At 73.3% G+C, this 17429-nt stretch carries 18 protein-coding genes and 1 pseudogene; 10 read left to right on the top strand and 9 right to left on the bottom strand.

The window, feature by feature from the left end; translation table 11 throughout:
* The first annotated feature begins 12 nt into the window (after window positions 1–12).
* Entirely contained in the window at window positions 13–951 is a 939-nt protein-coding gene (locus tag O7543_RS13655; protein ID WP_281553480.1) for a ribose-phosphate pyrophosphokinase, read from the top strand.
* Here the strand turns inward: O7543_RS13655 and O7543_RS13650 are convergent.
* Window positions 932–1450, bottom strand: a complete 519-nt coding sequence (locus O7543_RS13650) for an ATP-binding protein (protein WP_281553481.1) — start codon at window positions 1448–1450, stop codon at window positions 932–934. The genes O7543_RS13655 and O7543_RS13650 overlap by 20 nt on opposite strands.
* Before the next feature lie 138 nt (window positions 1451–1588).
* On the opposite strand from O7543_RS13650, the gene O7543_RS13645 reads away from it, so the two are divergent.
* Both O7543_RS13645 and O7543_RS13640 read left to right on the top strand, forming a co-directional pair.
* Window positions 1589–2824, top strand: a complete 1236-nt coding sequence (locus tag O7543_RS13645; protein ID WP_281553482.1) for a DUF5931 domain-containing protein — start codon at window positions 1589–1591, stop codon at window positions 2822–2824.
* 41 nt (window positions 2825–2865) lie between these two features.
* Complete coding sequence (locus tag O7543_RS13640) at window positions 2866–3495, top strand: response regulator transcription factor (protein ID WP_281555452.1); 630 nt, start codon at window positions 2866–2868, stop codon at window positions 3493–3495.
* 34 nt (window positions 3496–3529) lie between these two features.
* Here O7543_RS13640 and O7543_RS13635 read toward each other — a convergent pair whose 3' ends face one another.
* From O7543_RS13635 to O7543_RS13625, 3 genes are read right to left on the bottom strand one after another with little or no spacing between them, the layout of a single operon-like run.
* On the bottom strand, window positions 3530–4111 hold the full coding sequence (locus O7543_RS13635; RefSeq protein ID WP_281553483.1) for a DUF5709 domain-containing protein: 582 nt from the start codon (window positions 4109–4111) through the stop codon (window positions 3530–3532).
* Window positions 4112–4139: 28 nt separating this feature from the next.
* On the bottom strand, window positions 4140–4595 hold the full coding sequence (locus O7543_RS13630) for a hypothetical protein (RefSeq protein WP_281553484.1): 456 nt from the start codon (window positions 4593–4595) through the stop codon (window positions 4140–4142).
* A 2-nt stretch (window positions 4596–4597) separates the two neighbouring features.
* Entirely contained in the window at window positions 4598–5347 is a 750-nt protein-coding gene (locus tag O7543_RS13625; protein ID WP_281553485.1) for an ATP-binding protein, read from the bottom strand.
* 334 nt (window positions 5348–5681) lie between these two features.
* Here O7543_RS13625 and O7543_RS13620 point away from each other — a divergent pair, with 334 nt between their 5' ends.
* The gene (locus O7543_RS13620; protein ID WP_281553486.1) at window positions 5682–7031 is read left to right on the top strand and encodes a glycosyltransferase; all 1350 of its coding nucleotides are present in this window, start codon (window positions 5682–5684) and stop codon (window positions 7029–7031) included.
* Window positions 7032–7111: 80 nt separating this feature from the next.
* Here the strand turns inward: O7543_RS13620 and O7543_RS13615 are convergent.
* From O7543_RS13615 to aroA, 4 genes and pseudogenes are all read right to left on the bottom strand, one after another.
* Window positions 7112–7894, bottom strand: a pseudogene (locus tag O7543_RS13615) (hypothetical protein); the annotation flags it as partial.
* An 84-nt stretch (window positions 7895–7978) separates the two neighbouring features.
* Window positions 7979–8770, bottom strand: a complete 792-nt coding sequence (hisN, locus tag O7543_RS13610; RefSeq protein ID WP_281553487.1) for a histidinol-phosphatase — start codon at window positions 8768–8770, stop codon at window positions 7979–7981.
* A gap of 66 nt (window positions 8771–8836) precedes the next feature.
* Complete coding sequence (locus O7543_RS13605; protein ID WP_281555453.1) at window positions 8837–9985, bottom strand: ribosome small subunit-dependent GTPase A; 1149 nt, start codon at window positions 9983–9985, stop codon at window positions 8837–8839.
* A 22-nt stretch (window positions 9986–10007) separates the two neighbouring features.
* Complete coding sequence (gene aroA, locus O7543_RS13600; RefSeq protein WP_281553488.1) at window positions 10008–11306, bottom strand: 3-phosphoshikimate 1-carboxyvinyltransferase; 1299 nt, start codon at window positions 11304–11306, stop codon at window positions 10008–10010.
* A 48-nt stretch (window positions 11307–11354) separates the two neighbouring features.
* Between aroA and O7543_RS13595 the strand changes: the two genes are divergently transcribed.
* The 6 genes from O7543_RS13595 to O7543_RS13570 all read left to right on the top strand — a co-directional run bounded on the left by O7543_RS13595 (window position 11355) and on the right by O7543_RS13570 (window position 15541).
* On the top strand, window positions 11355–12125 hold the full coding sequence (locus O7543_RS13595) for an SOS response-associated peptidase (RefSeq protein WP_281553489.1): 771 nt from the start codon (window positions 11355–11357) through the stop codon (window positions 12123–12125).
* A gap of 250 nt (window positions 12126–12375) precedes the next feature.
* Entirely contained in the window at window positions 12376–12768 is a 393-nt protein-coding gene (locus tag O7543_RS13590) for a WhiB family transcriptional regulator (protein ID WP_281553490.1), read from the top strand.
* 137 nt (window positions 12769–12905) lie between these two features.
* A complete protein-coding gene (locus tag O7543_RS13585) occupies window positions 12906–13532 on the top strand; it encodes an alpha/beta family hydrolase (RefSeq protein ID WP_281555454.1) in 627 nt (208 codons plus the stop codon).
* A 332-nt stretch (window positions 13533–13864) separates the two neighbouring features.
* Entirely contained in the window at window positions 13865–14686 is an 822-nt protein-coding gene (locus tag O7543_RS13580; RefSeq protein ID WP_348650132.1) for a sigma-70 family RNA polymerase sigma factor, read from the top strand.
* Window positions 14687–14691: 5 nt separating this feature from the next.
* Window positions 14692–14976 carry a mycothiol system anti-sigma-R factor gene (gene rsrA / locus O7543_RS13575; protein ID WP_123607142.1) on the top strand — a complete coding sequence of 95 codons (285 nt, stop codon included), beginning with the start codon at window positions 14692–14694 and terminating at the stop codon, window positions 14974–14976.
* Between the two features lie 349 nt (window positions 14977–15325).
* Window positions 15326–15541, top strand: coding sequence for a biotin/lipoyl-binding carrier protein (locus tag O7543_RS13570; protein WP_123605236.1), 216 nt, complete (start codon window positions 15326–15328; stop codon window positions 15539–15541).
* A gap of 26 nt (window positions 15542–15567) precedes the next feature.
* Here O7543_RS13570 and O7543_RS13565 read toward each other — a convergent pair whose 3' ends face one another.
* Window positions 15568–17304, bottom strand: a complete 1737-nt coding sequence (locus tag O7543_RS13565; protein ID WP_281555455.1) for a tetratricopeptide repeat protein — start codon at window positions 17302–17304, stop codon at window positions 15568–15570.
* Window positions 17305–17429 lie beyond the last annotated feature (125 nt).

Genomic DNA, 17429 nt, shown 5'->3' with positions numbered 1-17429 from the left:
TACCATCACCTGGTGCGTGACATCGCAGTGTTCAGTGGCAGCGCCCACCCCGAGCTGGCTGCGGAGATCTGCACCCACCTCGACGTGCCGCTGCACCCGGTGCGGGTGTCCCGGTTCGCCAACGACTGCCTGGAGGTGCAGCTGCAGGCGAACTGCCGCGAACGGGACGTGTTCCTGATCCAGCCGCTGGTGCCGCCGGTGCAGGAGCACCTGGTGGAGCTGCTGCTGATGCTCGACGCCGCCCGGGGCGCCTCCGCCGGCCGGATCACCGTGGTGCTACCGCACTACGCGTACGCCCGGTCGGACAAGAAGGACGCCCCACGGATCTCGATCGGTGCCCGACTCGTCGCCGACCTGCTGGTCTCCGCCGGTGCCGACCGGGTGCTCGCGATGACGCTGCATTCCCCGCAGGTGCACGGCTTCTTCAGCGTTCCCGTCGACCACCTGCACGCGCTGCGCGAGCTCGCTGCGCACTTCCACGACCAGGACCTGACCGACACCGTGGTCGTCTCACCCGACCTGGGCAACGCCAAGGAAGCCGCCGCCTTCGCCCGGATGCTCGGTCTGCCGGTCGCGGCCGGGGCCAAGCAGCGGTTCAGCGACGACCGGGTGCAGATCAGCGCGGTGATCGGCGACGTCGTCGACCGCGACGTGATCGTCCTCGACGACGAGATCGCCAAAGGCAGCACGGTGATCGAGCTGATCGACCACCTGCGGGAGCTGAAGGTCCGGTCGATCCGCATCGCCTGCACCCACGGGCTGTTCTCCAGCGGTGCGCTGGACCGACTCAGCGACCAGGACGGCGTGCTGGAGATCGTCTGCACGAACACGGTGCCGATTCCGGCCGCCAAACGGGTGCCGAAGCTGCAGGTGCTCTCCGTCGCGCCGGCGCTGGCCGAGGCGATGCGCCGGATTCACAACGGCGAGTCGGTCAGCGCCCTGTTCGGCTGACCGGATCGTCCACCCCGGCCCCGGACGCCGCAGTCTCGGACATCCCGGCCCCGGACGCCGCAGGGCCGGACAGTCCGAGGCTGATCCGTACCGTGGTGCCCTCCGGGCCGGTGGCGACTGCCATGGTGTCGGTCAACCGCTCGGTGAGCCACAGTCCCCAGCCGCCCGCCGTGTTCGGCGCCGGGCGGTCCCGGTTGCGCAGCCGGTCGGACCCGATGCCCTGCCCGTTGTCGGCGACCTCGCAGTTCATCGACTGTGTGTCACGCCACATCCGCAGCCAGCCCTGGCCGCCGCCGTGCCGGACCGCATTGGTGATCAGCTCGTTGACGGCCAGCACGAAATCGTCGAGCCGCTGGCCGCTCATCCCGGCCGAACTGGCGCACGATGCGACGTGATGTCGCAGGTCAGTGACCTGCGACCGGTCGAAGGCCTCGCTGAGCAGATCCATCGGGTCGATAGGCACGACCGTACGCGATGACGGGGGATCTGCGTCGGTCATGGCCCATCCGGCTGCTGATCGTCAGTGCTTTCGCGGCATTCTCACCCTACGTTGACCTGTGGGGAAATGCACATCGGTCCGGGCGTGTTAGGCCGACCAGCCCTCGCCGGCCGCTCGGCTGTGTGCCATCGTCGGCGGGTGCGGCAGAGCCCCGCCCCGGTAGGCACCCTGATCGTCCCGTTGTGGCGGGCTCTCGCGGTGTTCCGGTTCACCGCCCTCGGCTATGTGCTGGTGCTGTACGCGCGCAACGCCGCCGACTACGCCCATCCGCTCGTCGCCGTCCCGGTCCTGCTCGGCATGATCGCCTGGACGGTCGCCGCCAGCTGGGCGTACGCCCGGCCCCACCTGCGTCGCTGGCCGCTGCTCGCCGCCGACCTGTTCGTCGCGTTGGTCCCGCTGCTGGTCAGCCCGTGGATCATCGGGCGGCCCGCGTTGGCCGGCGGGGTGCCGACCATCGCGGTCGCCTGGCTCGCAGGTCCGGTGCTGGCCTGGGCGGTCGCCGGTGGCCGGCGCCTCGGGGCGACCGCCGCCCTGGTGCTGACCGCCGCCGACCTCGCGGTACGGGACCGGCTCAACGAGTCGTCGGTCACTCCCGGTGTGCTGATGCTGCTGGCCGGCATCGCCGTCGGGCACGTGGCCCGGCTGATCGGCGCGGCCGAGGACCGGTTGCAGCGGGCGGTCGAGCTGGAGGCGGCGACCCGGGAGCTGGCCGCCGCGACCCGGGAGCGGGAACGGCTGGCCCGCGACATCCACGACTCGGTGCTGCAGGTGCTGGCGATGGTCGCCCGGCGCGGGGCCGACCTCGACGGCGAGGCCGGTGAGCTGGCCCGGCTCGCCGGGGAGCAGGAGGCCGCGTTGCGGGCGCTGGTCACCAGCCGGGTCACCGTACCGCCGGACAAGCCCGCCGCGACGGCGGCGGACGGGCGGACAGCGGCCGACCCGCCGGCGGCGCTCGTCGCCGGGCCGGTCGACCTGCGGTCGGTGGTCAACGGGTACGCGTCGTCGCGGGTCTCGGTCGCCACCCCGGCCGAGCCGGTGCTACTGCCCGGTCGGCTCGCCGCCGAGCTGGGTGCGGCGCTCGGTGCCGCGGTCGACAACGCGGTGCGCCACGGCGGTCCGCAGGCGCGGGTGTGGGTGCTGGTCGAAGAGGAGCCGGACGCGGTTACCGTGTCGATCCGGGACGACGGGTGCGGCATCCGACCCGGTCGGCTGGCGGAGGCGGCCGCGCAGGGTCGACTCGGGGTGAGCCAGTCGATCGAGGGGCGCGTCGCCGAGATCGGCGGCACGGTACGGATCGTCTCGGAGCCCGGCGCGGGCACCGAGATCGAGCTGCGGGTGCCGAGCCCGGACACGACGGTGGAGGAGTACGGGTGACGGCAGGTGCGCCAGCGGATGCGGTGGATCCGATCCGGGTGATGGTGGTCGACGACCATCCGATGTGGCGGGAAGGGGTGGCCCGGGACCTGACCGAGGCCGGCCACGAGGTGGTCGCCACCACCGGGGAGGGGCGCCAGGCCGTGCGGATCTGCGCGGCGGCCCGACCTCAGGTGGTGGTGCTGGATCTGCAGTTGCCCGACATCTCCGGGGTGGAGGTGATCCGCGGCATGCTGGCCGAGCAGCCCGGCGTCCGGGTGTTGATGCTGTCGGCCAGCGGAGAACAGCAGAGCGTGCTCGACGCGGTCAAGGCCGGCGCGACCGGCTACCTGCTGAAGTCGGCCGGCCCGGGGGAGTTCCTCGACGCGGTCCGGCGGACCTCGACCGGGGAGGCCGTCTTCACGCCGGGACTGGCCGGACTGGTGCTCGGCGAGTACCGCCGGCTGGCCGCCGCCGCGCGGCCCGCCGGGGACGAGCCCCGGCTCACCGACCGGGAGACCGAGGTGCTGCGGCTGGTCGCCAAAGGGTTGTCGTACAAGCAGATCGCTGGCCGGCTGGGGCTGTCCCACCGGACGGTGCAGAACCACGTGCAGAACACCCTGGGCAAGCTGCAACTGCACAACCGGGTGGAGCTCACCCGGTACGCGATCGAACGGGGCCTGGACGACTGACGGAACCGTCGCCAGCCGGCTGGCGACAGCTCCGTCAGCGCCCGATCGGGTGGTCCTCGGGCGACTCGGCCTCGTGGACCGCCAGTTCCTCGGCACTGGCCCCGCCACCGGCGGCTCCCGCGTCGGCAGCCACCGAGTCCGGTTCGTCGTCGGTGTGCGCTCCCTCGTCGGCTTCGACCAGCCGCCCCACCGTTCCGTTGTCCGCCCCACCGAGCCGACCGTGGTCGTAGAGCGAGACCGGTGAGTTCGGGTCCGAGTACGGGCCGGGGTCGAGCACGTCAGCGTCGCGTTGCGCCTGGGCGGCGGCCTGTTCGCTGTTGGCCTCGTCGCCGAGCGCCTGGTCGACCGGCCCACTGAGTGGATCGTCCACCGGCCTGCCCAGCGCCTCACGGGCGAGTTTGTAGTCCAACGACTCCCCGTCGAGCTGTTCCTGGGCGGTGTTGCCGAAGTGGTCCACCGCCACCGGCACGTCGCCCGGGATGCTCTCCGGGTCCGGACCGTCGGCCTCGCGGCCGCTGGCCACGTCGTCGTACGCGGTCGAGTCGTCGTCCGCGGTCTGCGGGATTCCTTCGGACTCCGGGTCGGAAACCGGCCGGGGGAAGTCGTCTGTACGCATGCCGTCCCATTACCCGGGTCGGTGGCGGTCACACACCTGGCCGGGGCGGGTCGGGGCGCCGGCGCGCCGGCGGCGGCGCGTCGTCACCGTCCGCGCCGGTCGGCACGGCCGGGTCGCCGACCGGTGCCGCCGGCGTCGCCGTGGTCCGACCGGCCGGCACCTGGTACGGGTGCGAGGCGGTGGTCGCAGATGATCCGCTCACCACGTCGGCGGCGAACTCCTCGTCCGCCGGCCGTCCCGGGTGGTACCCGAGGTCGGTCCCGGGCCGTTGACCGGCAGGCGCCACCGCTGGCCGTACCCGCACCGGGCCGGCGGCCGGCGGCTGGCCCATCGCGGCTCCGGCCGTCGGCTGGTCCACGGCCGGCCCCGTCGTGACGTCGGTTCCGCCGGACCTGGCCCGGCTGCCGAGCAGGTAGCCGACCGCCACCCCGGCCAGCAGCAGGGCGAGCCGGGCCGGGCCGGTCGAACTGTCGTGCCGTCCCACTGTCAGTCTCCGTCCTGTGGATGGTCCGCCGGATCGATGGCCGCCCAGACGAGTTTGCCGCCGCGCAGCGGGGTACAGCCCCACCGCCGCGCCACCGATTCGACCAGCATCATGCCCCGACCGCCCAGCGCGTTCGGTGCCACCGGGACCGGCCCGGCCGGGGTGGGCAGGCCGTCCGAGCCGTCGCGCACCGACATCCGCAGCCGGCCGTCCCGGAGGCCGATCCGCACCGACATCGGCGTGCCGGCGTGCACCACCACGTTGTTCACCAGCTCGGTGAGCGCCACGGCGGCCGGATCGGCCAGCTGCGGCAGCCCCCACCGGCGGCAGCCCTCGGCGAGCAGCGCCCGTGCGGTCCGCGCCGCTCCGACGACCGGATCCAGCTCGGCGCTCAGTGGCGCGGCCGGCGGAGCGCCGTCGACCAGCGCCGCCGCCAGGGTGGTGTCGGGCAGTACGGTCAGCCCTGCCGCAGACCAGGCCCGGCCGGTGCCGGGTGGCGCGGCGCAGCAGACGAAGCCGCCGGCCGGCCACTCGGCGACCGTACGGGCGAGCTCGCCGAGCCGCAGCAACGCGGCGGGCGCGGCGTCGCGTACTGCGGAGACGTCCACCGCGACCGGGGCCGCCCGGTCGGCCAGGCAGTCCAGCAACGCTGCTCGGACGTCGTCGACGGCGTGCCGGTCCAGCACCCCGACCAGCCGGATCACCGGATCGGTCGGGTCGCACTCCAGCACGCATCGCAGGTCGGTCGGCACGTTTCTCCTCCCGGCACCCCGTACCGGCCCGGCGACAAGGACATCGGGCCCGGTCCCATCAGGCCCGATCGTCAGCCGCCCCGACGTACCCGTTGGGCGGAAGCGGCTGCTCTGCGTCCCGGTCGCTGCCATGCGTACGGGTACCCCGATTTGGGCGTGTCATACCACCGGCGTGGTCGTCGTACTTCACCCGTGGATCTCACCCGAGGGTGGTGCTCGCCGGAACCGGAGGAATCCTCGTACCGCAGGGGTTAGAAAGAACCGCTAGCACCCGTGACGAGCAACGGAGGTGAAGATGCGCGTCGGTCTGGTGTCTGCCCACGATGGAGCTGCGATGGGTCACCCCGTACACCGTGACCTCGCACAGCGTGACCCCGGACGTCTCGGCACCGCCGGGCAGCCGGTCACCGGCACCCGGCAGCACGTCGCCCGGCTCGCCACCGAACTGGCCGCTCTCGGCCACGACGTCCGGGTCTACCAGCGGCGGACCGGACCGGACGAGCCGGACGGCGAGTCGTCGTCCGGCTACCAGTTGGTCCGGGTGCCGGTCGGTCCGCCGACCAGGCTCGGCACCGCCGCACTGCTGGCCCACCTGCCGGAATTCGGGCGCTGGCTGGCGGGTCAGTGGGACGACGGGGAGTGGACGCCGGACGTGGTGCACGGGCACTTCTGGCCGGGTGGTCTCGCGGCCGCCAGCGCGGTCGGCCGCAGCCGGGTTCCGCTGGTGCAGACCTTCCACAGCATCGGTGGTCAACAGCAGCGGCAGTTGGGTCCGGGCTACCGGGGGCCGCGGCAACGGATCGCGCTCGAGCAGGCGCTGTGCCGGGTGGTCGACGCGGCCGTCGCGCAGTGCAACGAGGAGGTGGACGAACTGGCCCGGATGGGGCGGGACCGCGCGTCGGTCGCGATGATTCCCCCTGGGGTGGACACCGTTCGGTTCGCGCCGGACCCCACGCCGCCGGTCCGGCGGCGTCGCCGGCTGCTCGCCGTCGGCGACCTCACCCCCGGCTCCGGGCATGACGAGCTGATCGGCGCGCTCCGGTTGGTCGGCGACGTCGATGTGCTCATCGCCGGCGGGCCCGACCGGGCCGAGCTGGCCGGGCATCCGGAGGCGCGGCGGCTGCGGGAGGTGGCCACCCGGTACGGGGTGGCCGACCAGATCGAGCTGATCGGCGCGGTTCCGGCCGGGGAGATGCCGCAGCTGTACCGGTCGGTCGATGTGGTCGCCTGCACCAGCCGGTACGTGCCGGTGGGCACGGTGGCGTTGGAGGCGATGGCGTGCGGCGTGCCGGTGGTGGGGTACGCCCACGGCGGGGTGGCCGATTGCGTGGTGGACGCGGTGACCGGTCGGCTGGTGCCGCCTGGCGACGTCCGGGCGCTCGGCGTCGCGCTGCGGCGGCTGCTCGCCGATGAGGCCGAGCGGTTCGCGTACGGGCACGCGGCGGTCGACCGGGTCCGGTGCCGGTACGGCTGGGACCGGACCGCCGCCGCCATCGAACGGCTCTACCAGCGGGTGCTCGGGTTGCGCCACGGCGGCCCGGTGCCGGCGGGGTCGAGCGGCGTCGTCTCCGGGCAGTTGCCCGACGGCGATTCGGTCGAGCCGGTCGATGTGGAGATCGATCTGGCGGGGATCGAGGCGACCGCACCGGCGGAGGCCGCCGCCACGCCGATCCGGGCCGGCTGACCTGTGCTGTCGGTCCGGTCTGCCTGGCCCGGGCTGCCGGCCCAGGCCGGCCGCGTGGTCTCGGGCGCGTGCTGGGTCGTCGCGTACCGGGTCAGACCGAGCACGGCGGCCAGCGTGATCAGGAAACCGACCGCGGCCAGCCACTCGCGTCCGGGCCAGATCTTGTCGTTGAGCAGCAGCAGGCCGACGATGGCGGCCGGGACCGCGCCCGCCGCGTCCATCGCCGCGATGGCGGCGGTGACCGAACCGCGCTGCATCGCCAGGCCGATCAGCCACTGACCGATGGCTGAGTGCACGATCAGCAGGTAGAGCAGTGGTTCGGTGACCAGGTCCCGGTAGCTGGCGGTGCCGGCGAGCGGCCGGGAGGCGACCGCGGCGGCGGAGAAAGCGAACCCGGCGAGCAGTCCGAGCAGGACGGCTGCGGCCGGGCCGTCCAGCCGGGCGGCCCCGGCACCGAGAGCGGAGATCAGCAGGCCGGCTAGGGCGATGACGGCCACCGCGCGGGGGCCGAGCGGGTGCGCCGACGCGGGTCGGGCGGCGACGACCAGCGCGGTGACTCCGACCAGCAGCAGCACCAGCAGGACCACCTCGGCGGCTGGCAGCCGCCAGCCCATGGTCAGCACCCCGAGCAGGGCGGTCACGCCGAGCGCGGCGGCCACGCTCGCCTGGACCAGGAACAGTGGCAGGTCCCGCCGGGCGAGGAAGGCCAGCACGAAGGCGAGGCACTGGCAGCCGAGGCCGATCAGGTACACCGGCTGCCGGGCGAGTCGCAGCAGCAGACCGGGGTCGAAGCAGCGGCGGACCGTGGTGCGGGCGGCGGCCACCGCCTGGAAGAGGTGTGCGACGCCGTACGTGGCGATCATCGCCGCGAGAAAACACCAACCGGTCGACGTCACCCGGCGAGGATAGACGGTCGCTCGATTCGCTCCATCTGAGACCGGCTGCGGTCAGCTGAGCCGGTGCAGCAGGTCGGAGTGCAGCCTGCCGTTGCTGGCCACGGCGCTGCCGCCGGCCGGGCCAGCCCGGCCGGTCAGATCGGTGAAGGTGCCACCCGCCTCGGTGACGATGGGAATCAACGCTGCCAGGTCCCACAGCGACAGCTCCGGTTCGACCATCGCGTCCACCGCGCCCTCGGCGACCAGCATGTAGCCGTAGAAGTCTCCGTAGGCCCGGCTGCGCCACACCGACCGCATGATGTCCAGCATGGCCGGTAGTCGCCCGGACTCCTCCCAACTGGTCAGCGAGGAGTAGCAGAAGCTGGCGTCGGCGAGGCGGCGGATCCCGGAGACCCGGATCGCGGTCGCGGCGGCTGTGTGTCGTCCTGCGTACGCTCCGTGACCGACTGCGGCCCACCAGCGTCGGCCCAGCGCCGGTGCCGAGACCAGGCCGACCACCGGCTGATCCCCTTCCATCAGGGCGATCAGCGTGGCCCACACCGGTACGCCCCGGATGAAGTTCTTGGTGCCGTCGATCGGATCGATCACCCACTGCCGGTTGCCGGGTCCCGCCGCCGCGACCGACGCGCCGAACTCCTCGCCCAGCACCCCGTCGCGGGGTCTGGTCCGGGCCAGGGTGGCGCGTAGCGCCTTCTCCACGGCGGTGTCCGCGTCGGAGACCGGCGTGAGATCCGGCTTCGCTTCGACCCGCAGGTCGAGCGCCCGGAAACGGGCCATCGACATCGAGTCCGCGGTGTCGGCGAGCAGATGGGCTAGGGAGAGATCGTCGGCGTACCGGGCCATGGCGGGAAAGGTATCTGATTACTCACCGCAATGGTCGGATGTCCTACCGCGCAAGGTTCGGCCGGCTCACTCGCGGGTCGCGGTACGGCCCGTCTCGGTGTCCCCGGACCGCGAGTCCAGCAGCCGTCGGTACGACGCCAGCCGGCGCGGATCGGCGTTGCCGGCCGCCACCCAGCCGCCCAGCCGGCACCGGTCGGCGTCGCCGGTGTGCTCGCAGTTCGGCGGGCAATCGAGGCTCCCCTCGACCAGGTCGGCGAAGCCGTGCAGCAGGCTCTCGGCCGACACGTGGGCCAGCCCGAAACTGCGTACGCCGGGCGTGTCGACGATCCATCCGGGATCGCCGGCCGGGACGACCCGCGCGTCGGCCCGAGTACCCACATCGGCATCGTCGGCCGGCGTGTCGGCACCGTCGGGCGACACGCCGGAGTACGGCAGCCGCAGGGCGACCGCGCTGGACGAGGTGTGCCGTCCCCGGCCGATCGCACTGACCGTGCCGACCGCTCGCAACGCCTCCGGCACGAGCCGGTTGACCAGCGTGCTCTTGCCGACCCCGGAGTGCCCGACCAGCACCGAGAGCCGACCGGCCAGGCGGCGCCGCAGGTCGGTCAGGTCACCGCCGGGTCGGCACAGCACGTACTCCAGGTCGAGGTCCCGGTAGTAGTCGACAACCGGCGCCGGGTCGGCCAGGTCTGCCTTGGTCAGGCAGAGCAGTGGGTCGATCCCGGCGTCGTATGCGGCGACCAGGCAACGGTCGATGAACCCGGTCCGGGGCGGCGGGTCGGCCAACGCGCTGACGATCACCAGTTGGTCGGCGTTGGCGACGACCACCCGTTCCAGCCGACCTTCCGGCGTGCTCTCGTCGTCGTCGGCGGTACGGCGCAGCACCGAGGCCCGTTCGTCGATCCGGACGATCCGGGCGAGACTGCCGGCGTCACCCGAGACGTCGCCCACCAGCGCGACCCGGTCGCCCACCACCACCGCGCGCCGGCCGAGTTCCCGGGCCCGCATCGCGGTCACCACTGGAGGCGGGCCGGCGACCGGCTGGGTGGCCGGCGGGCCGGTGAGCACGCAGCCGTAGCGGCCCCGGTCGACCGTGACCACGAAACCGTCGACCGCGTCGTCGTGCGCCGGGCGGGTGCGGGTACGCGGCCGGGACGACCGGCGGGGTCGTACCCGCACGTCGTCCTCGTCGTACTCCCTGCGCCTGCCGGCCAGGATCGGCTCCTTCCCGTCGCGGTCAGTTTCCTGCCGCCACCGCCGACCATAGTGCCGGAAATTCCGGCAGCGTCTTGGCCGTGCACGCGACGTCGGTCAACTCGACGCCCGGCACCGCCAGCCCGAGCACGGCGGCGGCGTGCGCCATCCGGTGGTCGTCGTAGGTGCGGAACACCGCGCCGTGCAGCGGTTCGGGGGCGATCTCCAGCCCGTCGGGCAGCTCGGTCACCGCGGCACCGAGCCCGGTCAACTCGGCGGCGAGCGCGGCCAGCCGGTCGGTCTCGTGTCCACGGATGTGGGCGACGCCGGTCAGCCGCGACGGCGCGTCGGCGAGTGCGGCGAGTGCGGCGATCACCGGGGTGAACTCGCTGACCTGGCGCAGGTCGACGGTGACGCCGTGCACCGTGCCGGTGCCCCGTACGGTCAGCCCGTCGGCGTCGACCGTGACCGAGCCGCCGAGCTGCTCGATCAGCTCGATCAGCAGGCCTACCGGCTGGGCGCTCTGCGCCGGCCAGTCGGCCAGCGTGACCGTGCCGCCGGTGACCAGCGCGGCGGCGAAGAAGGGCAGCGCGCCGGACAGGTCGGGCTCGATCGGCCAGTCCCGCCCGCGCAGTTCGCCCGGCTCGACCCGCCAGGTCTGTGGCACCGAGTCGTCCACCACCGCGCCGGCGGCGCGCAGCATTTCGACGGTCATCCGGATGTGCGGGGCGGACGGCAGCACCGCTCCGGTGTGCCGGACCAGCACCCCGCCGGTGAACCGGGGCGCGGCCAGCAGCAGCCCGGAGACGAACTGGCTGGACTTCGAGGCGTCGACGTCGACCTCGCCGCCGGCGACCTGCCCGGTGCCGTGCACGGTGATCGGCAGGCCGCTGGTCGGTGCGGCGTCGATGCGCAGCCCGAGGTGGCGCAGACCGTCGAGCAGCGGGCCGAGCGGGCGGGCCCGGGCCTGCGGGTCGCCGTCGAAGGTGACCGGGCCGTCGGCCAGCCCGGCCACCGCCGGAAGGAACCGCATGATGGTGCCGGCAAGGCCGACGTCGACGTGCGTCGGGCCATGCAGTGCGGCCGGGACGACCGGCCAGCGCTGCGCGGAGCCGGTGTCGATCCCGGTCCCCATCGCGGCCAGGCCGGCGGCCATCAGCGTGGTGTCCCGGGCCCGGAGCGGGCGGACGACGCCGCCGGGGGTGGTGCCGAGCGCACTCAGCACCAGGGCGCGGGCGGTCATCGACTTCGAGCCGGGCAGTCGGAGGGTGGACCGGACCGGACCGGCGGCGCGGGGTGCGGTCCACGGTTGGTGCAGCGGGACGCTGCTCAGTTCAGGCACCCGTACAGTGTGCCAACCCCGCCGGGCCGACCAACTAGCCTGGGCACCATGTGTGGGCGGTACGCGACCACGCGCAGCGCGGCGGATCTCTCCGCGTTGTTCGAGGCGCTGGACGACACGGGCGGCCCGCTGGCGGCCGACTACAACGCGGCACCCACCGATCCGGTGCCCATCGTGCGGTTGTCCCGGGGCGACCGGGCCGGCCAGCCGCAGCCGCGCGCCGATCCGGCGGCCGCCCGCCGGGTGGTGAGCGTTGCCCGGTGGGGCCTGGTACCGCCGTGGGCGGCCGACCCCCGGATCGGCGCGCGGATGATCAACGCGCGGTCGGAGACGGTCGCGACCAGTAGGGCGTTCGCGCCGTCGTTCGCCCGCCGTCGCTGCCTGGTGCCGGCCGACGGCTGGTACGAGTGGGTACGCCCGCCCGGTGCCCGGCGCGGCGGCGGGCAGCCGTACTTCATGACCCCGGTCGACAGCCGGGTACTGGCGTTCGCCGGTCTCTGGTCGGTATGGGGCCGGGCCGAGCCAATGATCACGAGCAGTGTGATTACCACTGCGGCGGTCGGGCCGTTCGCCGAGGTTCATGATCGAATGCCGCTGTTGCTGCCGGAGGACCGCTGGGCCGAATGGCTCGATCCGGACGTGGACGGCACCGCCCTGTTGGCTGCGCCGGATGACAATTACCTGGACCTCATCGAGATTCGGCCGGTGGGCACAGCGGTCGGCAACGTCCGCAACAACGGCGCTGAACTGGTGCAACGGGTCGCTCCGGGGGGCGGGTCGGGGCCGGCTGGTCCGACGGCGCAGCCGGAGCTCTTCTGACCCTGCGGATGGTACCGCTCCCACACGCGGCGGCGACACCAGGGTCCCGCGTTCGGTGATCGGCCGACTACGCAGGTGGAGGTTTGCCAGTGTTGGGACCGAATCGCCAGACGTATTTTCCCCAGAATCGATGCAGGCCCTTGTCTGCGCCTGCCGAAGTGCGATAGAAACCAGCGCCGAGAGTGGATTCCGATTCGCCGCAGATGAACGATGTTGATCAATGTCTAAGTTCCCACGGGGGAGGTGGGTAATGACACGGGCGCGAATGCCCCGTCCACACGAGGTCGCTGCCGCGCGCCGCGACCCCAGGCTGCTCACAGCGATGGCGGAACGCCGCCTCGACGAGGCCTGGCGGACTCATGGGGTCTGTCAGAGCGTCGACCCGGAGACGTTCTTTCCCGCGCCGAGCGAACCGGCCGACGCGGCAGTCGCGCTCTGCCGTACCTGTCCGGTCCAGGGGCCGTGCCTGGCCTGGGCGCTCGACGCCGGGGACAGCCACGGCGTCTGGGGGGCGACGACCCCACGGGAACGCCGGGCGATGCAGGTGGCCTGGCGGGACTCCGGTGGTCCGGATCCCGGTCCGGTCGACGAAGCCGGCCCACCGGTCCGCGACCGGTTGCTCACCCTGGTGCCGCTGAGCTGATTGGGGCGTTGCCAGGCGGGTACGCCCGGCGACCACGGCACAATGGTCCGGTGAAGCGAAGCCACCCGGACCAGCCGGAGGCGGTGGACCCGGGCGGGCCGGTGGGCCGGGGCGAGCCGGCCGACCCGGGCGCAACCGTGGGCCCGAGCGTCGACCGGCGGTCGGTGCCGACGCCGCGCGGGACCGCCTGGGTCGACCTGACGGTCCCGCCGGTGCCCCCGGCTGGTCTGCTGGTGCTCGGGCACGGTGCCGGCGGCGACGTGACCGCCGCCGACCTGTCCGCAGTGCGCTCAGCGGCGTCCCGGGCAGCGGTTGCGGTGGCCCTGGTGACCCAGCCGTACCGGGTCGCCGGTCGGCGGGCTCCCGCGCCGGCCCACCACCTGGACGAGGCCTGGCGTGCCGTGGTCACCGAGGTGGTCGCCGGGCTCACCCCCGCGCCACCGCTGATCGTCGGCGGACGGTCCAGCGGGGCGCGGGTGGCCTGTCGTACGGCTGCGGCGGTGCACGCCGACGCGGTCGTCGCCCTCGCCTTCCCGCTGCATCCGCCCGGTCGTCCGGAGCGGACCCGGGCGGACGAGCTCGACACCGGTCGGCCGACCCTGGTGGTGAACGGCGACCGCGACCCGTTCGGGGTGCCGGACCCGGCGGCTGGCCGAGACGTGGTGGTCCGGCCGGGTGAACGGCACGATCTGCGGGTCGACCCGGCCGGCACGGCCGACGTGGTGGTCGACTGGCTGGTCCGGCACGGCTGGGCGGGCCGGTGACCGCACGGCCGGGCCGTGTCCGGTGCCCGGTACCCGTCGTTGCATCGGGTGTCCGCGACGCCGAGCCGGCGTCCGGAGCGCCGCGGTGGCGACACCGCCGCGGGAACTCCCAGGCCCTTCCCGGTTCCGGAGCCCGTCACCGGGTTCCGGGGCCGGGACGGGTTGGAATGCGCTACCACCCGGCCCGCGTTACTACCCCGGGAGCTAAGTCTCGATGAAGGGGTGGAGAACCGGTGCGCATCCACATACGCGGCGCGACGCAGCCCGCGGGCCAGCCCGACGGTGGCCGTCGACTGCGGGACGCCTTCGAATGGTCACCCGAATTTCGGACCCTGGAAGGGCTTGCCGCGCCGGGGCCGTCCCGACCCCTCGGACCGGTCCGGCCGGCGTCAGCCGCGCGGCGGGTCGGTGAGCCCGCCCCGCGTTGGACGGGTCAGCCTGCCACACAACCGGTGAGTACGGGCACACCTGGTCGAACCGCGACGGCCGGCCAGCCTTTGCGCGTATCCTCGGCGGGACAGTCGAGGGGGGACGAGCGGTTGACCCGATCAGAGCGGACAGACGAGCGGCGCGCGCGGTTCGAGCGTGACGCGTTACCCTTCGTCGATCAGTTGTACGCGGCCGGGCTGCGGATGACCCGCAACCCGGCCGACGCCGAGGACCTGGTGCAGGAGACGTACCTGAAGGCGTTCTCCGCCTTCCACCAGTTCGAGGAGGGCACCAACCTCAAGGCCTGGCTCTACCGCATCCTGACGAACACGTACATCAACTCCTACCGTCGGCGGCAGCGCCAGCCGGTGCAGGCGCCGACTGAGGAGATCACCGACTGGCAGCTCGCCGCCGCCGAGTCGCACACCTCCAGCGGACTGAAATCGGCCGAGACCGAGGCGCTGGAGCGGTTGCCGGACAGCGACATCAAGCAGGCCCTGCAGCAACTGCCGGAGGATTTCCGGCTCGCCGTCTACCTTGCCGACGTCGAAGGCTTCTCCTACAAGGAGATCGCGGACATCATGGGGACTCCGATCGGGACGGTCATGTCCCGGTTGCACCGCGGGCGGCGCAATCTGCGCGGGATGCTGGAGCGCTACGCCACCGATCGCGGCCTCAACCGGGTCCGCTCGACCAAGCCCGCCGCGGCCGGCCAGGAGGTGTGACGATCGTGCAAGGCGGTGACTCGTTCGACCAGGACTGCCGTCAGGTACTCGCCGAGGTCTACCTCTACCTGGACCTGGAGTGTGCCGAGGAGCGGCGGGAACTCATCCGGCACCATCTCGACGAGTGCTCCCCGTGCCTGCGGGAGTACGGCATCGAGCAGGAGGTCAAGGCGCTCGTCGCGCGTTGCTGTGGCAACGAGACGGCACCGGCCGAGCTGCGGGACCGGCTGCGCGCCAAGCTCAGCGAGTTCGTCTTCGACGCGGACTCGCGGGAGTACCTGCCGGACTGACCCTGCTGCGGGCCGCCGGCCGGGTGGCCCGACCGGCGACCCACGGCATCAGGAGTTGGGGCGCTTGCCGTGGTTGGCGGCGCTCTTCTTACGTGCCTTCTTCTTACGGGCCTTCTTGGCCATCTGTCCTCCCGTCGGACGGTGTCTCCCGTAGACCGGGAGCTGACCCGTTGATGCTAGGCGGGTCCGACGAGCGGCATGCGCGACGGGCACGTCATCGGATACCTTTCGGATGTCGCGCAACCGGCACATGCGGGACGGGCCGGTGGTTACGGGACGGGCCGGCCGATGGGCCGGCGCGAGGGACGGGGCCGCCCGGCGAGCCGGGCGTACGGAGGAGGGCCGGCCGATGGCCGAAGAGATCCGGGCCGAGATGGTGGCCAACGTCTGGAAGGTGGTGGCCGCCGCCGGCGACACCGTTTCCGACGGCGACACCCTGGTGATACTGGAGTCGATGAAGATGGAGATCCCGGTGGTCGCCGAGTCCGACGGGGTGGTGCAGAAGCTCGCCGTCGACGAGGGCGACGTGGTCCAGGAAGGCGACCTGATCGCGGTCATCGAATAGGTTCTTGCGGACCGGTCGACGGGGGATCAGGCTCGGCCCAGCAGCCGACGGATCAGACCGGGCCGGCGCTGGCGCGGGACCCGCGCTGACCGGCCGGCGATCCGGCGTGCCGTGCTGGCGGTGTCCGGGTCCAGCTCCGGGGTCGCCAGGGCCAGGTGGGCCAACGACCAAAGGATCGGCACGGTTCGGTGCCCGGCGACCTCCACCGCGTCGGCGAGCCGCTCCGCCACCACCCGGGCCACGTCCGGGCGTACCGCCGGATCCACCCAGGCGGCGGTGACCAGGGCGAACAGCGCGGCCTCGGCGGCCCAGTCCTCGACACCCCAGGCCACGTCGACGAGCACCCGGCGCCGGGTCGAGTCGGGCCAGGGTTCGTCGGTGCGGTGGTGCAGCATGCCCAGGCAGGCCCACACCTGCACGCACCGCAGCCAGCCGGCCGGGTCGGTGCCGGCGGGATCCGCTGGCGGCGGTGGGTGCACCAGCAGGCCGAGCAGGTCGTCCGCGTCGAGGGTGGCCAGGATCACCGCGCTGTCGTACGCCGCCGGCGGGTGGTGCCAGACAGGCTGGGCGATCTGCCGGATCCGCTCGCACGCCTGCGGCGACGGGTGGTCCAGCGCCGGGTCGGCCTGCCAGCCGGCGTAGCGCCAGAGCTGCCGTACCGAAGTGCGGCGTGGCTGACGGGGATCCGGTGTCGGAGTCCGCTCCACGGTGACCGGTAGTCCGGGCAGGGCCGTGCCGAGCAGCCGCATCGCGCTGGGCGGCTCCGGCTGGCGCAGCGACAGCCGGCTCGGCACCAGGCCACGGGTGAGCGCCCGTTCGAGAGTGGCGACCACCGGACCACCGGCCGCCGGCAGCCGGGCCAGCCAGGGCCGGTCGTGACAGCACTCGGCCAGGTCGTGGTGTTCGTGCGAGTCGTCCGGGTGGTCCCGCTGGAAGTCCGCCAGGGCGATCAGGTGGCGCAGGTCACCGTCCCGCCGGTAGCGCAGCCGGTACGCGGTGTGCACCGCGCAGTCGAAGGTGGGGTTGCGGGCCAGCGCCCGCTCGATCCAGTCGATTGCCTCGTCGAGGCGCCCCACGTCGGCGAGGGTGCCGGCGATGTCGGCGTAGATGGACAGGTCGTCCGGGTCGTGGGCGCTCGCCCGGCGGAGGGCGGCGATCGCCGCGCCGGTGCGCCCGGCGCTGCGGTACGCGTACCCGAGCCACACCTCGGCCAGCTTGGACGGCTCGGCGCGGACCCCTTGGGTCGCCCAGTCCAGCGCGGTGGTGATCTCCCCGAGCCGGCGGGCCAGCGCCGAACTGGCGCCGAGCAGCAGGCCGTGGTCCGGGTGTGCGGCGGTGGCGTGCCCGGCGAGCCGCAGATACGGCAGTAGTGGCGGCCGGTCGGCGGTGGGGACCGGGTCGGGCACGCTGGCGCAGATCTGCATCAGCACGATGGCGATCTGGTCCGGGTCGAGCCGGGCCGGCAGGTCCTCGGCACCCACCCAGGGCACCCCGGCCCAGTCCACGGTCGGCGCGTGCCCGGTCGCGGCGGCCAGCAGTTCGAGCCCTTCGCCGGCCCGGCCGGCGGCGGCCAGCAGATGCGCCCGGGCCACCACGGCGCCGATGAAGACCTGCTCGTCCAGCGGGAACAGGTCGAGCCCGCCGCCGGTGCGCGTGGCCAGCCGGGTGAGCATCTCGTGCACCTCGGGCAGGGTCGGCGCGTGTGTGATCGCACCGGCGACGTGGTCGGCGGCGTGCCGGTAGTCACCCTCGTCGAGTGCCATCCGGGCCAGTGCCAGCTCGCCCTCGGCGGCCAGCCGCGGGTCGTGCAATCCCTCGGACACGTTCTTCCGATCCTCGTAGCCGATCGTCCCCCCTGGCTCCGGCAGCCTAGGGCACGAAGCGCCAA

The sequence above is a fragment of the Solwaraspora sp. WMMA2080 genome, assembly GCF_027497395.1.
In the GTDB taxonomy this organism is placed as follows: Bacteria; Actinomycetota; Actinomycetes; order Mycobacteriales; family Micromonosporaceae; genus Micromonospora_E.
This window is presented reverse-complemented; position numbering and strand designations above follow the sequence as displayed.

What these genes read in the sequence shown, in the direction of transcription:
- O7543_RS13650 (WP_281553481.1), bottom strand. Translation starts at nt 1,450, where the DNA reads ATGACCGACGCAGATCCCCCGTCATCGCGTACGGTCGTGCCTATCGAC.
- O7543_RS13640 (WP_281555452.1), top strand. Translation starts at nt 2,866, where the DNA reads ATGGTGGTCGACGACCATCCGATGTGGCGGGAAGGGGTGGCCCGGGAC.
- O7543_RS13635 (WP_281553483.1), bottom strand. Translation starts at nt 4,111, where the DNA reads ATGCGTACAGACGACTTCCCCCGGCCGGTTTCCGACCCGGAGTCCGAA.
- O7543_RS13620 (WP_281553486.1), top strand. Translation starts at nt 5,682, where the DNA reads ATGGGTCACCCCGTACACCGTGACCTCGCACAGCGTGACCCCGGACGT.
- hisN (WP_281553487.1), bottom strand. Translation starts at nt 8,770, where the DNA reads ATGGCCCGGTACGCCGACGATCTCTCCCTAGCCCATCTGCTCGCCGAC.
- O7543_RS13595 (WP_281553489.1), top strand. Translation starts at nt 11,355, where the DNA reads ATGTGTGGGCGGTACGCGACCACGCGCAGCGCGGCGGATCTCTCCGCG.
- O7543_RS13590 (WP_281553490.1), top strand. Translation starts at nt 12,376, where the DNA reads ATGACACGGGCGCGAATGCCCCGTCCACACGAGGTCGCTGCCGCGCGC.
- O7543_RS13570 (WP_123605236.1), top strand. Translation starts at nt 15,326, where the DNA reads ATGGCCGAAGAGATCCGGGCCGAGATGGTGGCCAACGTCTGGAAGGTG.
- O7543_RS13565 (WP_281555455.1), bottom strand. Translation starts at nt 17,304, where the DNA reads ATGGCACTCGACGAGGGTGACTACCGGCACGCCGCCGACCACGTCGCC.